A 14,331-nucleotide genomic window follows, 5' to 3' on the forward strand; every position below is an offset into this window, starting at 1 on the left:
GGCACGTCGGCACCCATCCTTGAAAGAGGTGCGCAGCCCAAGCCGCGGCCGATGGGCTGCGAGATGTCTCCATGTTGACTTGCAGGCGCAGTAGCCGACGCCGCTGCGCGCGTCGGCTCCATGTCGGAGAGGCCGAGGAACCTCCGCCTGAAGACGGACGAACTGCGGACCGGGCGATCATTCGATATCTTTCCTGCGGAAGCGATAGACTCTGTGATGCTCAGGATCGAACTCGGACGGCAACTTGACCTGCAGAGACTTGGCTTCCTTCCCCAAAGCCAGAATGCCTAGCTGGCGGAGCAGTCGTGCCGCCGTTATCGGTCCAAGGTCTCCTGCGACCTTGCGTGCGAAGGTCGTCATGTCGAGATAGGTCCACGAGCTATTCTGCCAACCTCAGACAGGACATAACGTCGGACCTAAGCGGAAATCTTCAACTCAATAAGACGACCCTCGGCGTAGGCTTACTCTTTTCTTGCCGCTCAAACTGGTTCATTCTTGAGGGGTCAGAGATGCCGCTCGTTCGAAAACTGCGGTCTTTGGCGAATTCCTGCGTGGAACTTGGCGGCCTGATGCCATGAGAATTGCGTGTTGATCCTCAAAATCCTGTTCTCATGAAAGTGTATCCATTACCCACAGGCCATCCCGGGAGGAGAGACGGGATATCAAGGGCTCAACGCCTGAAAGTGGAGGAGAAAGAATGTCTATAAAGCTGGTTGGAGGGCTTCGCGCCCTGATCGCCCCGGTTGCAGTTGTTGTGATCGGCCTTGGTTCTGCGGCGCAAGCGCAGGAATTGTCCATCGCCACCGGAGGCACTGGCGGTGTCTATTATCCCTATGGCGGCGGGTTGGCCGAAGTCATTGGCAAATATGTGGATGGCTATTCTGCCAGTGTCGAAGTGACCGGCGCCTCGGTAGAGAACATGGCGCTGATCCAGCGCGGCGACAGCGATATCGCGCTGGCGCTTGCCGATACCGTCTATCAGGCGTTCACCGGCACTGGCGCATTTGAGGGCAAACAGATCCCCGAGGCGCGCGCGCTGGCCTCCATCTATCCCAATGCGGTGCAGATCGTCACGCTGGCTGACAGCGGGATCACCAGCCTTGAAGACCTGCGCGGCAAGCGCGTGTCTGTGGGCGCCCCCGGTTCGGGCACCGAACTTAGTGCGCAGATCATTCTGGCAGCCAATGGCATCACCTATGATGATTTCGATCCGCAGCGCCTGAACTTCAACGAGACCGCCGACGCGATCCGCGATGGTGACATTGTGGCTGGGTTCTGGAGCGTGGGTCCGCCCACCTCGTCGATCATGAACCTTGCCGCCACCCGCTCAATCAGCGTCGTAGGCCTGAGCGATGACGAAATCGCCAAAGCCCGCGAGGCCGAGCCGACCTTTGCGCCTTACGCGCTGCGTGCTGGCATGTATGATGGTATGGCCGAACCGGTGCAGTCCATCTCGACCCCGAACGTTCTGGTGGTCAATGCCGACATGGACGAAGAGCTGGCCTACAACATCACCAAGGCGATGTTCGAGAACGTGGCCGAGCTGATCGCGATCCACCCGGCGGCCAATGACACCACGGTCGAATTCACTGTGGCATCGACCCCGATCCCCTTCCACCCCGGCGCGCTGCGCTATCTGGAAGAAGTCGGCGCCGCTGTGCAGGATCACCAGCGTCCGTGAGGCGTGACAAGAACGGGCGGCCATCTTTGGCCGCCCTGTTTGCCTCTGGCCTGTTTTGCGTAACCTTGTCTTACGCCACCCTGGCTTGCGCCGCAGCTGCGCGGGCAGGTGATGTCCTTGCGGTTGAGACGCGCGAGGGGCAAATGCTGGGTCAGTTGCCCTTTGACGCGGGGCACGCGATTTGCCTGCGCTGGTCCCATTCCGTCACTGGTGGCGCAGTGGCCGACTGTTTCGAGAACAGGTCAGGCACGATGGTGCTGACACGGTCCTATCTGCACGATTTCGCGGCCGGTCTGGGCGAGGTGGCAGGGCGCGGCCAGCTGCAACCTTCAGCGGGGGGCGGCTACTGGATCACCGGCATAGATGAGGTGATCCCCGGCAACGCACTTGCTCTGCGTGTAGGGCCCATGGCGGTGAATCACACCCTGAGCGGCGGTGGACAATCCCTGTCGCTCAGCCAGATCGCGGCAGACACCCCTGTCGTTTTGCGTCTGAAACCTGACCGACCCTGACCAAAGAGTGATCGCAGACCAAGAGTGATCGCAGACCTTAGCCCAAGCCCTTGCACCGACAGGACAAGACCATGAGCAAGCAGACATCCGACGTCACGGCCACCGCCGCCCGATCTCCCGACCTGCCAGTAAACCTGCAATCGGCGGATGCGGTTCAGTCGCGCCTGATCCTGTGGCTGATCACGGTTGTCGCCATTTTGATGTCGCTGTTCCAGTTGTACACGGCTGGCATCAAGCCGATGGGCCTGTTCTACCAGCGCTCGGCGCATCTGGGCTTCATCCTGTTTCTGGCCTTCCTGATCTTTCCGATCACCGGCGCCACACGTCCGCGCGGCATCATCGGCTGGATCGTCGATGCGGTCTTCCTGACCGCCGCTTTTCTCAGCGGGTTCTATATCTTCTTTTTCCTTGATGACATCATCAGCCGTGCGGGCTGGTGGTCGCAGACCGACATCGCCATGGGGATCATCGCCACAATTGCCGTGCTGGAGGCCAGCCGCCGCGTGGTGGGCCTTGGCATGACCATCATTGGCCTGACCGCCATCTCTTATGCGCTTGCCGGACCGCGCGGCGCGCTGCCATGGCTGGGGGAGTGGATGCCGGGCATCCTGTCGCATCGCGGTGCCAGTCTCGAGCGTGTGGTGGGGCAACTGTATCTGGGACAAGAGGGGATTTTCGGGCTGCCGCTGGGGGTGGCCGCGACCTATGTCTTCATGTTCGTACTGTTTGGTGCCTTTCTGGAAGTCACCGGGGCGGGTAAATTCTTCATTGATATGGCCTTTGCTGCAACGGGGCGTAAGCCAGGCGGGCCTGCCAAGGCCGCTGTCATTGCCTCGGCCGGAATGGGGTCAATCTCGGGTTCGGCCATCGCCAATGTGGTCACCACTGGGGCGTTCACGATCCCCTTGATGAAGAAACTTGGCTACAAGCCGAAAGAGGCTGGCGGGATCGAGGCTGCCGCCTCAACCGGGGGGCAGATCACGCCGCCCCTGATGGGTGCGGGGGCCTTCCTGATCTCGGAATATACCAATGTGCCTTATATCGACATCGTCATGGTCTCGATCTTTCCGGCGATCCTCTATCTGGGGACGGTCTATCTGTTTGTTCATCTGGTGGCGATGAAAGCGGGCATGACCGGTATGGCCGCGTCGGAATTGCCGGTGGTGCGTGATGTGCTGGCGGCAGGTTGGCAGTTTATCGTGCCGTTGGTGGTGCTGGTCTATCTGCTGGTAAACAATATCTCGCCCACGCGGGTGGGGTTCTGGGCGATTGTTTCGGTGATCGTTGTCACAGCCCTGCGTGCTGGCTTTACCCTTATCGTGATGGACCCTAAATCGGGTAAGCCGCTGACCATTGACCGGCTTCAGGCTGCGATCTTGAACGGGCTGCGCCTGATGGCGCGGGCGCTGGAACTGGGCGCACGCAATGCGGTTGCGGTCAGTGTGGCCTGTGCTGTGGCGGGCATAATCGTCGGCGTGGTTGGGCTGACCGGGCTGGGGCTGAAGTTCAGCTCGATGATGATCTCGCTGTCGGGCGGCAATATGGCGCTGGCGTTGATCTTCGTGCTGCTGGCCAGTCTGATCCTTGGCATGGGTCTGCCGGTAACGGCGGCCTATATCGTGCTGATCGTGCTGGTTGGTCCCGCGCTGAATCAGGAATTCGGCATCCCGCTGCTGATCGCGCATCTGGTGGTGTTCTGGTACAGTCAGGACAGCAACGTCACCCCGCCCATTGCACTGGCCGGTTTCGCCGGGGCTGCCATCGCCGGATCGAAACCGATGGAGACCAGCATGCAGGCGTGGAAATATGCCAAGGGTCTGTATCTGATCCCCGCTTTCATGGTCTATAACCCCGAGATCATCATGGGCGGCGAGACATGGTATGTGATCTGGACCGGAATCCTTGTGGTGATCGGACTGGTGGGCTTTGCCTCGGCCATCGAGGGGTATCTGTTTACCTGGATGGACAAGCTGTCACGCCTGCTGATCGTGCCGGGGGTGATAGCCATCTTCAACCCCGACGAATGGATCGAAGCCGCAGGCGGCATGCTGGTTCTAGGGATTTTGATCTGGAACTGGCTCAAGTCACGGCGCGCAGGGCGGGGGGCTGCCAATCCTGTCGCAAGTGGCTGACGCGCAGGTGCAAACACTCTATCCTGTCTGCTTCACGACACGGTAAAAGGGCCATTTCATGAAATCCTTCCTGCCATTCTTTGCGGCTGTTCTGGCGGCGGTGGTGGTTTGGGTTGCAGCCCAGCATCACGCGCTGGGGGTGGCACGGCAAGAACTTGACCAGACCCTGTTGCTGACCGCGCGCGCCGTCGAGGCTGAGGTGGACCGCCTGCGCGCCTTGCCCGATGTTGCTGCCGAGGATATGCGGATCCGTTCTGCGCTGACCGGCACCGGGTCGCTGCACGAGGCCAATATCTATCTGGAAACGATATCCAAGCATGCCGGCGCGGATGAGTTGTTCTTGCTCGATGCCAGCGGCCTTACAATTGCTGCGTCAAACTGGAATCGCGAGGGCAGTTTTGTCGGCCACAATTATGCCTTTCGACCATATTTCCAAAAAGCGATCCAGCAAGGGCACGGGAAATTCTATGCCATAGGGGTCACAACCGGAGTGCCCGGCTATTTTCTGTCTACCCGTGTTGCTGCGGGTGATGCTGTCGGCGTTCTTGTGGTCAAGCTGAACCTCGAACCCTTGCAAGAGACTTGGCGGGCAGCCGGTGCCGATGTTGCGCTGGCGGATGAAAACGGCGTCGTGTTCCTGTCTGCGCGGCCTGACTGGCAGTATCGTCCCTTGTTGCCGCTTGATGAGGCGACATTGCAGGAAATTGCCCGCACCCGCGCCTATGAGGGGGCGACATTGGCTCAAAGTGTCGTCTTGTCTACTGACATGCACTCGGGCGCTGATGTTTCGGGGCAGGGTTGGATTGCGCGGGTTGTGTCGATGCCCGCGACAGGGTGGCAGGTGATTGCAGCGCGCATCACCGGCCCTTTGTATCGTGTCGCCATGGGGTGGGCCGTTCTTGCCGCACTGGCAACGCTGGGCATTGCGACCGGGCTTATGGCATGGAAACAGCGCAGGCAGATCATTGCGCTTCGGCTGTCGCAATCTCAGAATCTAGAGTGCATGGTCAAGGTGCGCACCTCTGAACTGGCCCGCGAAATCGAGGCCCGTGCGCAGGTGGAAAGTGATTTGCGCGCCACACAAGAGGCCTTGATCCACACCGAGAAAATGGCCGCGCTCGGGCGGATGTCGGCAGCCATTGTGCATGAAATCAGCCAGCCTCTGGCTGCAATGGAAGCCACGCTTGCCGCCGCCGAAATGGGGCTGCGCAAGGATGATAGCGCGACGGGGTTACGTCTGGGCACGGCGCGCGGCCTGATAAAGCGGATGCAGCGGATCACACATCACCTGAAAAGCTTTGGGCGCAAAGAGGCGGGCGAACTTTCATTGATCGACATGCGCGCGCCTTTGACGAGTGCGCTGGAAATGGTCGCGCCGCGCGCGCGGGTGGTCGGTGTGACCTATAACCTTACCATATCCGACAGCCCCGTTATGGTTTTGGCCGGCGCGGTTCGGGTAGAGCAAATTCTGGTCAATCTGCTGCTTAACGCGATTGATGCAATGGCTGACAGTGAGCAGCGATTGATTGACGTGACGGTGTCGGCGCAGGATGGCCAAGCGCTGCTCTGTGTCAGTGACACGGGTGCGGGTATCGCCGATCACGATCTGCCACGGGTGACAGAGCCGTTCTTCTCAAGCAAGATGTCAGGTGCAGGGCTGGGGCTGGGGCTGGCCATCTGCAAGGCCATTCTTGCCGACTTTAATGGCACGCTGGAGATTGCTTCGGTCAAGGGGCAGGGGACAAAGGTTACGGTTGTCCTTCCCTTGGCCATGTTGGCCGAGGTTGCAGCACAATGACGGCGCTTGTTCATATCGTGGATGATGACTGCGACCATCTGGCGGCGCTTTGCGATCTGGTCGAGACCGCAGGCTACAAGGTGCAGGGCTTTGCAGGTGCGCAGGCAGCTTTGGGCGCACTTTCCCAGATGCCCGATTTGTTGGTCAGCGACCTGCGAATGCCCGGCATGGACGGGATGGCTTTGCTGGCGCAGGTCAAGTCACAGGCTCCGGGGCTTCCGGTTGTGATGCTGACGGGGCATGGCGATGTGGGCCACGCAGTTGATGCGATGCGCGCGGGCGCCGAGGATTTCCTTGAAAAGCCCTACGACTCAGCGCATTTGCTGGCGGTCATCCGGCGCGCGCTTGAAGCTAACGCCACACGGACCGAGCTTGCGCGCCTGCAACAGGTGCTGGCAGAGCGGGCGAATGTCAGCATTCTGGGCACGTCGCGCGCCATGCGCAGCTTTCGCCGCCGCATTGAAGCTTTGGCGCAGGTTGATCTGGATGTCGTGATCACAGGTGAAACCGGCACGGGCAAGGAACTGGCCGCGCGCGCCATCCATGGAGGCGGCACGCGCACGCATGGGCCGTTTGTTGCCCTCAATTGCGCAGCCCTTCCCGAAGCGATGGCCGAAACCATCCTGTTCGGCCATGCCGCGGGCATATTCGCGCATGATTTGCATGGCCGTGCTGGCAAGATCGAGGCCGCACATGGCGGCGTGCTGATGCTGGATGAGGTCGAGGCGATGCCTCCGCCAATACAGGCCAAGCTGTTGCGAGTGCTTCAGGAACGGATGGTCGAGAGGATCGGGGAAAACACGCCGCGACCTTTGGATATCCGCGTTATCGCAACGACAAAAACCAATTTGCGTCTGGTCGAGGGGTTTCGCGATGATCTCTTTTTTCGGCTCGCGGGAAGCGAACTGTCCACCCCGACCCTGCGCGAAGCTGGCGAAGATGTTGCGCTGATTTTCACCCATTACGCCCATTTGGCGGCGCGGCGCTATGGCCGACCCGATCCTGACCTGCCTTGGGACCTGCTACAGAAACTCAAACGGCGCGGCTGGCCCGGAAATGTGCGTGAGTTGAAGACAGATGCCGAAGCCTATGCTCTTGGGCTTTTTGAAACAAAGTCGCTGGAAAGCGCTGCACCGGGGCCGCAGACGCTTGCGCAGCGTGTTTCCGAATTTGAGGCGCGTGAAATTGCATCGGTGCTGGATGCGCATCGAGGAAACACGTTGCGTGCGGCAGATACTTTGGGGCTTCCACGGCGGACATTGAATGACAAGATGCGGCGCTACGGGTTGCACGCCGAGCCTTGATCCTGTGCGAAGCGGGCGACCATGCTTTTATCGCGTGATTGTTGATATGTTTGCCAGTGGCGTGGACATTGTCCTGATCCTCTCCCAAACCTCGTCCAGTATGGCCGACCGTGTGTCCCCAAGACGCGCGGCGATGAGCGTCATCGAAATCGCGGGCAAGGTGCTGCGCAGGTTCACAAGCCGCCCGGTGCGTATGTCCGGGTTGGCAAGGTGTTCGGGGATCCATGCGACACCAAAGCCGGTCCGCGCAAATTCCAGCGCTGCAAGGGTCAGCGCTGTTTCCAGACGCGGTCGAATGCGGCCAACGCGTGTCAGCCTTGGAAAGATGATCCGCCTCTGGACCTGACCCAGAAACACATCGGCCGGATAGGCGATAACAGGCAGCTCCCCTCTCGCATAGGCTTGGTTGAGCGTTGGCAACCGATCCGCAGCATAGACAGGGATCAGGGTTTCGGTGCCGATATCCATCATTTCCAGAAAGTCAGAGCCGGGGATACCCTCATGGCCAGCGACATTGTGGATCAGGGCGATATCCGCGCGGCGGGTCATTAACTGGGCAAGGCAGTCATCCCGATTGGCAGAGCGCAGCCGGGTGTCCACATCCAGATCGGCGTATCGTCCTATGATCTCGGGGGTCGAGGTGGCCGCGATGGCATGTTGCGAGGCGATGACAATCCGTCTGTGGCGCGACCCCTCTGTGTCGCGCAGCACCAGCGCAAGATCACGCAGCCCCGCCGAGAGTTCGCGCATCCTATCCAGTTGTTCAGCCACATGCGGGACAAGCCTCGCCGGGCGCGCGGTGCGATCGAACAATGTCACGCCGAGGGCCTCCTCGATCTGACGGATCCGGCGTGAAAAGGCAGGTTGGGACACATTGCGCTTTGCGCTGGCCGCCTGAAGCGACCCATGTTCCGCAACTGCAAGGATATCTTCGATCCACTCAAGGCGCATTTGCGGCTTCTTTCATGCGTTTTCTGCATATTATTGCATGATATTGGCATTTGAACAGGCTTAACTTCAGTGTTTTACATGTTGAAAGTAAGAAGTAAGGATCCCAGCATGCATCTTTCCCGGTTTCCCAGATATCGCCTTGGCCACTTCCCCACCCCGCTGGAACGCCTCGACCGGTTGACCGAAGTGCTGGGCGGACCGGAAATCTGGATCAAGCGGGATGACTGCACAGGGCTTGCCTCGGGGGGCAACAAAACCCGCAAGCTGGAGTTTCTGGTGGCAGCGGCGCTGGCCGAAGGCGCCGATACATTGGTGACTCAAGGTGCCACGCAATCGAACCATGTGCGCCAGACGGCGGCGGCGGCCTGTCGCGTCGGGCTGAAGTGTCATGCGCTGCTGGAACGGCGCGTGACAAATCAGGGCGCAGATTATGAAACTGCCGGAAATGTGTTGCTGGACACCGTGCTGGAGTGCGAAATCGACTTTCGCCCCGAAGGTCTCGACATGAACGCCGAGGCTGAGGCCCTGGCCGAGACCCTGCGCTCCAAGGGCCTGAAGCCCTATGTCATTCCGGGTGGCGGCTCTAACCCGGTGGGCGCGCTGGGCTATGCCGCCTGTGCCGAGGAACTTGTCTGGCAGGCCGACGACGCTGGTTTGCGTATTGACCATATCGTTCATGCGACGGGAAGTGCCGGTACGCAGGCAGGTCTGCTGGCAGGCCTTTTCGCGTTGAATGCGCCGATTCCCGTAACGGGCATTTCTGTCCGCGCCCCGCGTGAGCGCCAGATCGACAATGTGCACGCGCTGGGCGTTCGCACGGCCGAATTGATCGGCGCGCGCGGCACCCTGCCGCGTGAGATGGTCGTGGCCTATGACGATCAGGTTGGCCCCGGCTATGGCCAGCCTACCCCAGAGATGACCGATGCCATCCGGCTTTTGGCCCGGACCGAAGGCATCTTGCTGGACCCGGTCTATTCCGGCAAGGGCTTCGCCGGGCTTGTGGCGATGATTCGTGCCGGAGCCTTTGGCAAGGATGAGCGCGTCGTGTTCTTGCACACCGGTGGGTCTGTGGCGCTGTTTGCCTACGGCCACCTGTTTTCCAACCAGAAAGCCGCCTGAGCGGCTCGTGATCCCATCCAACACCCAACAGCGGAGACACTCATGCCCACAACCGCCAATGTCCTTGCCATGTCGTTTGCCGGAGCCCTTCTGGCTGGCGCGGCACATGCCGAAACGATCCGCCTTTCGACCTATGTGAACGAGACCGACATCCGCCATCAGGGGTTCATCAAGTTTGCAGAACTGGTCACTGAGAAGACCGAAGGCCGCGTTACGGTCGAGATTTTTCCATCCTCGACCCTCCACACGTGGTCTGATGGGGTTGATGCATTGCAGGGCGGCGTGTCGGATATCAGCTGGATTTCAGCCGATACGCGGCTGCCCTGCTACCGGGTCACATCGCTTTATCCTGCCGCAATCAATCTGACCGACCAGATCGGGCTGGATGCAGCCTATGCCGAACTGATCGCCCCCGAGGCTGCGGCGGTGGGGCTGATCCCGATCCTCAATTCGAATTATTCCTATGATCAGGAATGGTGGTTTCAGGGACCGATTGACGGGCTCAACAAGCTGGATGGCAAGCTTGTCCGCTCTATCGGGCCGCTGGTCAGCCTGATGATCGAGACATGGGGTGGTCAACCGGTGTTCATTGCACCGGGCGAGGTATTCCAATCCGCCGAACGCGGTGTCGTGAACGGTATCAACATGGGTGTTGCAACCTACAGCTCGTGGCAATTGTGGAATGTCATGCCGTATATGGTGAATGCCAATCTGTTTTATGGCAATATCCAGTATATGATGAACGTCGATCGCTTCAACGCGCTGGCCGAACCTGACCGCGCCGCCCTTCTCGAAGCCGCAAGCGAAACCGAGACCTGGTTGCAGCCGCGCTATGAAAGCTGGATCAACGAACAAGTTGGTAATGCCGTCATGAGCGGCGGTGGTGCGGCCGTGTCGATCTCGACCGAAGAGCGCAACGCTCTGATCGCCGAGATCGAACCGAAATGGGCCGCCGAGGTGGACGCGGCCTGCGGGCCGGATCTGGCCGGCAAGCTGCGCGATCTGTTTGCCAAGCACCGTCTGTAAGACAGCACGCGGAAAACCCGATCTGGTTTTCCGCGCCTTCGTTGAAAAAAGGGCAGGGGGTTGGGCGGGACGCATGGGCGCGGACAGTAACAGCCCCCTTTGGAGCAACACCGGAAAGCGGGGGACGGATGCGTGAACTGATTGATCGTTTGGTCTTATGGGTCGAGGCACTGGTTGTTGCCCTTGCGGCCTTTGGCGCGTTTCTGATCTTTGTTCAGATGATCTGGATCAGCTATGGGGTGTTCATGCGCTATGTGATGGGCGCACCTGACAGGCTGGTGACCGAAGCGACGGCTCTGCTGCTGTTTCCTGTTGCGCTGGTCGGTCTGGCCTTTGCCATGCGCGAGGATTCCTATCCGCGCGTCACCCTGCTGACCGATAAGCTGAGACCGGGGCTGCAAAAGCTTTTGGCCTTGTTCAACGGGGCGATCATGGTGCTGATCGGTCTGTTCTTTTCCATCACCACGATCAACGCGACAATCCGCGCTTTCAATTCTGGTGCGGCGTCGGAAATCCTTCGCTGGCCGCGCTTTCTGTTCTGGGCACCGGTGGCGCTTTCCCTGACACTGTTCACCCTTTATGCCGTGCTGCGCCTTGTGCAACTGGCGCTGCGCTCGGCACCTGCAGCGGAGGCACGCGATGGAATGGTATGAAGTCGGCCTTGGACTGCTGGGACTTCTTGTCCTGCTCATCGCGCTTGGCCTGCCGATCCCCTTTGCGCTGGCGGCGGCATCACTGCCGTTCCTGTGGCAGATCCAAAGCTTCAACACCTCGCTCGTCTCGGCACAGCTGAAGCTCTGGGGGGTGTGGATCAACTACATCCTGCTGGCGGTGCCGCTTTTCATCTTTCTGGGCGAATTGATAAGCCGGTCCAACATCGGGGCCAACCTCTATGAATTCATGCATCGCGGGGTGCGTATCCGGGGATCGGCCGCCTATGGATCGATCGGGGCCTGCGCGGGGTTTGGCGCGGTTTGCGGGTCTTCGATGGTGGGGTCGCTGACCATTGGCGGGGTGGCCCTGCCCGAGATGCTGAGGCTTGGCTATGGCAAGCGTCTGGCCAGCGGTGTTCTGGCGGCCGGGGGCACCCTGAGCGTGCTTTTGCCGCCCAGTCTGATCTTGCTGTTTTATGGCATCGTCACCGACCAGTCGATTGGCAAGCTGTTCATGGCCGGGGTCATTCCGGGGCTGATCCTTGCCACGCTGTTCGTGCTGGTGGTGGTGATCTGGGGCTGGCTGCGCCCGCAGGACGTGCCCGAACGCGACAGGGGCCCGCGGATGCGCCTGATGCAGGTTGTGCTATCGCTTGGGCCGGTTTTTGTCATCGGGGCGGTGATCACGCTGGCCATTTATGGCGGGATCGCCACCCCGACCGAGGCGGCAGCCGTTGCCGCGCTGGTGACGGTTTTGCTGGCGGTCGGCGTTGGAGGGCTGCGCTGGGCGGGCTTTGTGCAGGCGCTGATGTCGACCATGCGCACGATGGGCTATCTGGGGCTGCTTTTGTCGGCGGGCGTGCTGTTCGGCTTTGTGCTAAACTACTACCGCGTGCCGCAGCAGTTCACGACGCTGTTCCTGAGCTTCGATCTTGCGCCGTGGATGGTGCTGGGCATGGTCATCTTGTTCTACATCGCGCTGGGGATGTTTCTGGAACCTGTGTCGATGACGTTCATCACCCTGCCGGTGATCGTGCCGCTGATTGCCTCTGCCGGTTTCGATCTGATCTGGTTTGGGATCGTCTACACAATCACCATGGAGATCGCGGTGCTGACGCCCCCTGTCGGGCTGAACCTTTATGTCATTCAGGGGATCAGCCGGGGGCAGGTGACTGTGGGCGATGTGATCATCGGCAGCCTTCCCTTCATCGGGGCGCTGGTCGTTCTGGTCGGTGTGATGATCGTGTTTCCTCAGGCGGCGCTCTGGCTTCCGGGGCAGGTCAAGTGACAGAGGAATTGCCGTTTGTTCGCGCAGGCAGCGGCCCTGCGTTTGTTCTGGTGCATGGTTATCTGGGGGGCAGCGCCCAATGGCAGGACCAGTTGCACGCCTTTGCGCCGGGCCATGATGTGATAACCCCCGATCTGCCCGGCTTTGGCGCTGCGGCGGCCCTGCCAGGGCCCGACAGCATCGGCAGTTTTGCCGAAGCGGTGCTTGGCTGTCTGGACGGGCTGGGGATCGGGCGCTTTGCGCTTATGGGTCACAGCATGGGCGGGATGATCGTGCAAGAAATGGCAGCCCGCGCCGGGGACCGTGTTGAAAAGCTGGTGCTTTACGGAACCGGCCCTTTGGGGCGCATGCCTGATCGGTTCGAGCCGCTGGAAACCTCGATGGAGCGTCTGGCCACCGAAGGGGTTGCAGCCACGGCGGATCGCATCTGTGCGACATGGTTTGTCAAAGGCAATGACGCGACGGGCTATGCGCTGGCGCGCGATCTTGGCAGGCGTGCGAACCCGCAGGCGGCGCGCAACGCCCTTGTGGCGATGCGCGACTGGGATGGGCGCGCGGCCCTTGCCAAGCTGCGGATGCCGTGCCGGATTGTCTGGGGAGATCAGGACAGGTCCTATCGCTGGCCGCAGGTAGAAGCCCTGTGGCGGGGCATACCCGATGCCAGTCTTGCTGTGGTTCCAGAGGCCAGTCATGCTGTGCATCTGGAAAAGCCTGCGCTTTTCAACGCCATGATCCGAGACTTTCTGTTGCCTGACTGAACTGCCACCAGACCGGACATCATCATCGGTCAGCCAGACGGATACTGGCATAAAAAGTAGAGAACCGGAGCAGGAATGTCAGTATTGTCAATGTGGCGGGTCAAGGCCGCGCAAGTCGCGCCGGGACTGTTGATTTCGGCCACTGTCGCGGCGGCGGCCAGCTTTCTGGGCACGCATTACGGCGCACCGGTTATGCTGTTCGCGCTGTTGATCGGCATGGCCTTCAACTTTCTGTACGACGACGGCCCCTGCCGTGCTGGGGTCGATCTGGCCTCAAAATTCATTTTGCGGCTGGGTGTCGGCCTTTTGGGGGTGCGTATTGCGCTGGACGATCTGGCCCGGATCGGGGTTGACGGTGCCATGGTGCTGGCGGGTCTGGTGGCGGCAACCATTGCCTCGGGCTTTGTGATTGCGCCGCTTCTGGGACGGCAATGGCGCTTTGCCCTGATCACCGGCGGGGCGGTGGCCATTTGCGGCGCTTCTGCCGCGCTGGCGATTGCCGCCGTGATCCCGCCGAATGACAAGACCGAACGCAACACGCTGTTTACCGTCATGGCAGTGACGGCGCTGTCGACCGTCGCAATGGTCGTCTACCCGGTGCTGTTTCAGGCACTTGGGTTTTCCGAAGGACAGCAGGGCTTTCTGATTGGTGCCACGATCCATGATGTGGCGCAGGTGGTGGGGGCGGGGTTTTCGGTGTCGAACGCTGCGGGCGAGACCGCAACCGTGGTCAAGTTGTTCCGGGTGGCCATGCTGCCGGTGGTACTGATCGTCATCGCCTTGACGCTGCGCCTTGGCCCGCATGGTGGTGCGCAGGGGCGCATAGCGCTGCTGCCATGGTTCATGGTGTTGTTTTTGGCGCTCGTGGTGCTGGGGTCGGTGGTGGATCTGCCCCTGTCGGCGATTGATCCCGTAAACACCTTGTCGCGCACATGTCTGATCGTCGCCATCGCCGCGCTTGGCATCAAGACCTCGCTCAAGGCCCTGAGCACCGTTGGCGGGGGGCATCTGGCGGTGGTGGTCATCGAAACACTGGTTTTGCTTGGGCTCGCGACACTGGTCATCGGCATGGTTGATTTTGTATAAGGCGCTCAACGAACATTCCAAGC

The 14,331-nt window shown here is 60.5% G+C and carries 13 protein-coding genes; 11 read left to right on the forward strand and 2 right to left on the reverse strand.

Going from position 1 to position 14,331, the window contains the following annotated elements; all coding sequences use genetic code 11:
- Positions 1-177 precede the first annotated feature (177 nt).
- Complete coding sequence (locus Q8K08_RS21675) at positions 178-360, reverse strand: hypothetical protein (RefSeq protein ID WP_305251681.1); 183 nt, start codon at positions 358-360, stop codon at positions 178-180.
- A 337-nt stretch (positions 361-697) separates the two neighbouring features.
- On the opposite strand from Q8K08_RS21675, the gene Q8K08_RS21680 reads away from it, so the two are divergent.
- From Q8K08_RS21680 to Q8K08_RS21700, 5 genes are all read left to right on the forward strand, one after another.
- Positions 698-1,681, forward strand: coding sequence for a TAXI family TRAP transporter solute-binding subunit (locus Q8K08_RS21680; protein ID WP_304804404.1), 984 nt, complete (start codon positions 698-700; stop codon positions 1,679-1,681).
- Positions 1,678-2,193: a DUF1850 domain-containing protein gene (locus Q8K08_RS21685; protein WP_304804402.1), complete on the forward strand. Its 516-nt coding sequence runs from the start codon at positions 1,678-1,680 to the stop codon at positions 2,191-2,193. The genes Q8K08_RS21680 and Q8K08_RS21685 overlap by 4 nt, the downstream gene beginning before the upstream one ends.
- A 71-nt stretch (positions 2,194-2,264) precedes the next feature.
- On the forward strand, positions 2,265-4,325 hold the full coding sequence (locus Q8K08_RS21690) for a TRAP transporter fused permease subunit (RefSeq protein WP_305251682.1): 2,061 nt from the start codon (positions 2,265-2,267) through the stop codon (positions 4,323-4,325).
- A 58-nt stretch (positions 4,326-4,383) separates the two neighbouring features.
- On the forward strand, positions 4,384-6,123 hold the full coding sequence (locus tag Q8K08_RS21695) for an ATP-binding protein (protein ID WP_305251683.1): 1,740 nt from the start codon (positions 4,384-4,386) through the stop codon (positions 6,121-6,123).
- Positions 6,120-7,427, forward strand: a complete 1,308-nt coding sequence (locus Q8K08_RS21700; protein ID WP_305251684.1) for a sigma-54 dependent transcriptional regulator — start codon at positions 6,120-6,122, stop codon at positions 7,425-7,427. Before Q8K08_RS21695 ends, Q8K08_RS21700 begins: the two co-directional genes overlap by 4 nt.
- A gap of 27 nt (positions 7,428-7,454) precedes the next feature.
- Here the strand turns inward: Q8K08_RS21700 and Q8K08_RS21705 are convergent, their stop codons facing one another.
- Entirely contained in the window at positions 7,455-8,378 is a 924-nt protein-coding gene (locus tag Q8K08_RS21705) for a LysR family transcriptional regulator (protein ID WP_304800767.1), read from the reverse strand.
- 108 nt (positions 8,379-8,486) lie between these two features.
- Between Q8K08_RS21705 and Q8K08_RS21710 the strand changes: the two genes are divergently transcribed.
- The 6 genes from Q8K08_RS21710 (at position 8,487) to Q8K08_RS21735 (ending at position 14,308) form a co-directional block, all read left to right on the forward strand.
- Positions 8,487-9,497: a D-cysteine desulfhydrase gene (locus Q8K08_RS21710; protein ID WP_305251685.1), complete on the forward strand. Its 1,011-nt coding sequence runs from the start codon at positions 8,487-8,489 to the stop codon at positions 9,495-9,497.
- A 42-nt stretch (positions 9,498-9,539) separates the two neighbouring features.
- Positions 9,540-10,523 (forward strand): TRAP transporter substrate-binding protein DctP, encoded by a 984-nt coding sequence (dctP, locus tag Q8K08_RS21715; RefSeq protein WP_305251686.1) that lies wholly within the window; start codon positions 9,540-9,542, stop codon positions 10,521-10,523.
- Between the two features lie 128 nt (positions 10,524-10,651).
- On the forward strand, positions 10,652-11,176 hold the full coding sequence (locus Q8K08_RS21720; protein WP_304800774.1) for a TRAP transporter small permease: 525 nt from the start codon (positions 10,652-10,654) through the stop codon (positions 11,174-11,176).
- On the forward strand, positions 11,163-12,464 hold the full coding sequence (locus Q8K08_RS21725; RefSeq protein ID WP_304800776.1) for a TRAP transporter large permease: 1,302 nt from the start codon (positions 11,163-11,165) through the stop codon (positions 12,462-12,464). The genes Q8K08_RS21720 and Q8K08_RS21725 overlap by 14 nt, the downstream gene beginning before the upstream one ends.
- Positions 12,461-13,222 carry an alpha/beta fold hydrolase gene (locus tag Q8K08_RS21730; RefSeq protein WP_304800778.1) on the forward strand — a complete coding sequence of 254 codons (762 nt, stop codon included), beginning with the start codon at positions 12,461-12,463 and terminating at the stop codon, positions 13,220-13,222. The genes Q8K08_RS21725 and Q8K08_RS21730 overlap by 4 nt, the downstream gene beginning before the upstream one ends.
- Positions 13,223-13,297: 75 nt before the next feature.
- The gene (locus tag Q8K08_RS21735) at positions 13,298-14,308 is read left to right on the forward strand and encodes a YeiH family protein (RefSeq protein ID WP_305251687.1); all 1,011 of its coding nucleotides are present in this window, start codon (positions 13,298-13,300) and stop codon (positions 14,306-14,308) included.
- The last annotated feature ends 23 nt before the right edge of the window (positions 14,309-14,331 follow it).

Origin of the sequence: Pseudotabrizicola sp. (assembly GCF_030684215.1) — a bacterium.
Classification (GTDB): domain Bacteria; phylum Pseudomonadota; class Alphaproteobacteria; order Rhodobacterales; family Rhodobacteraceae; genus Pseudotabrizicola.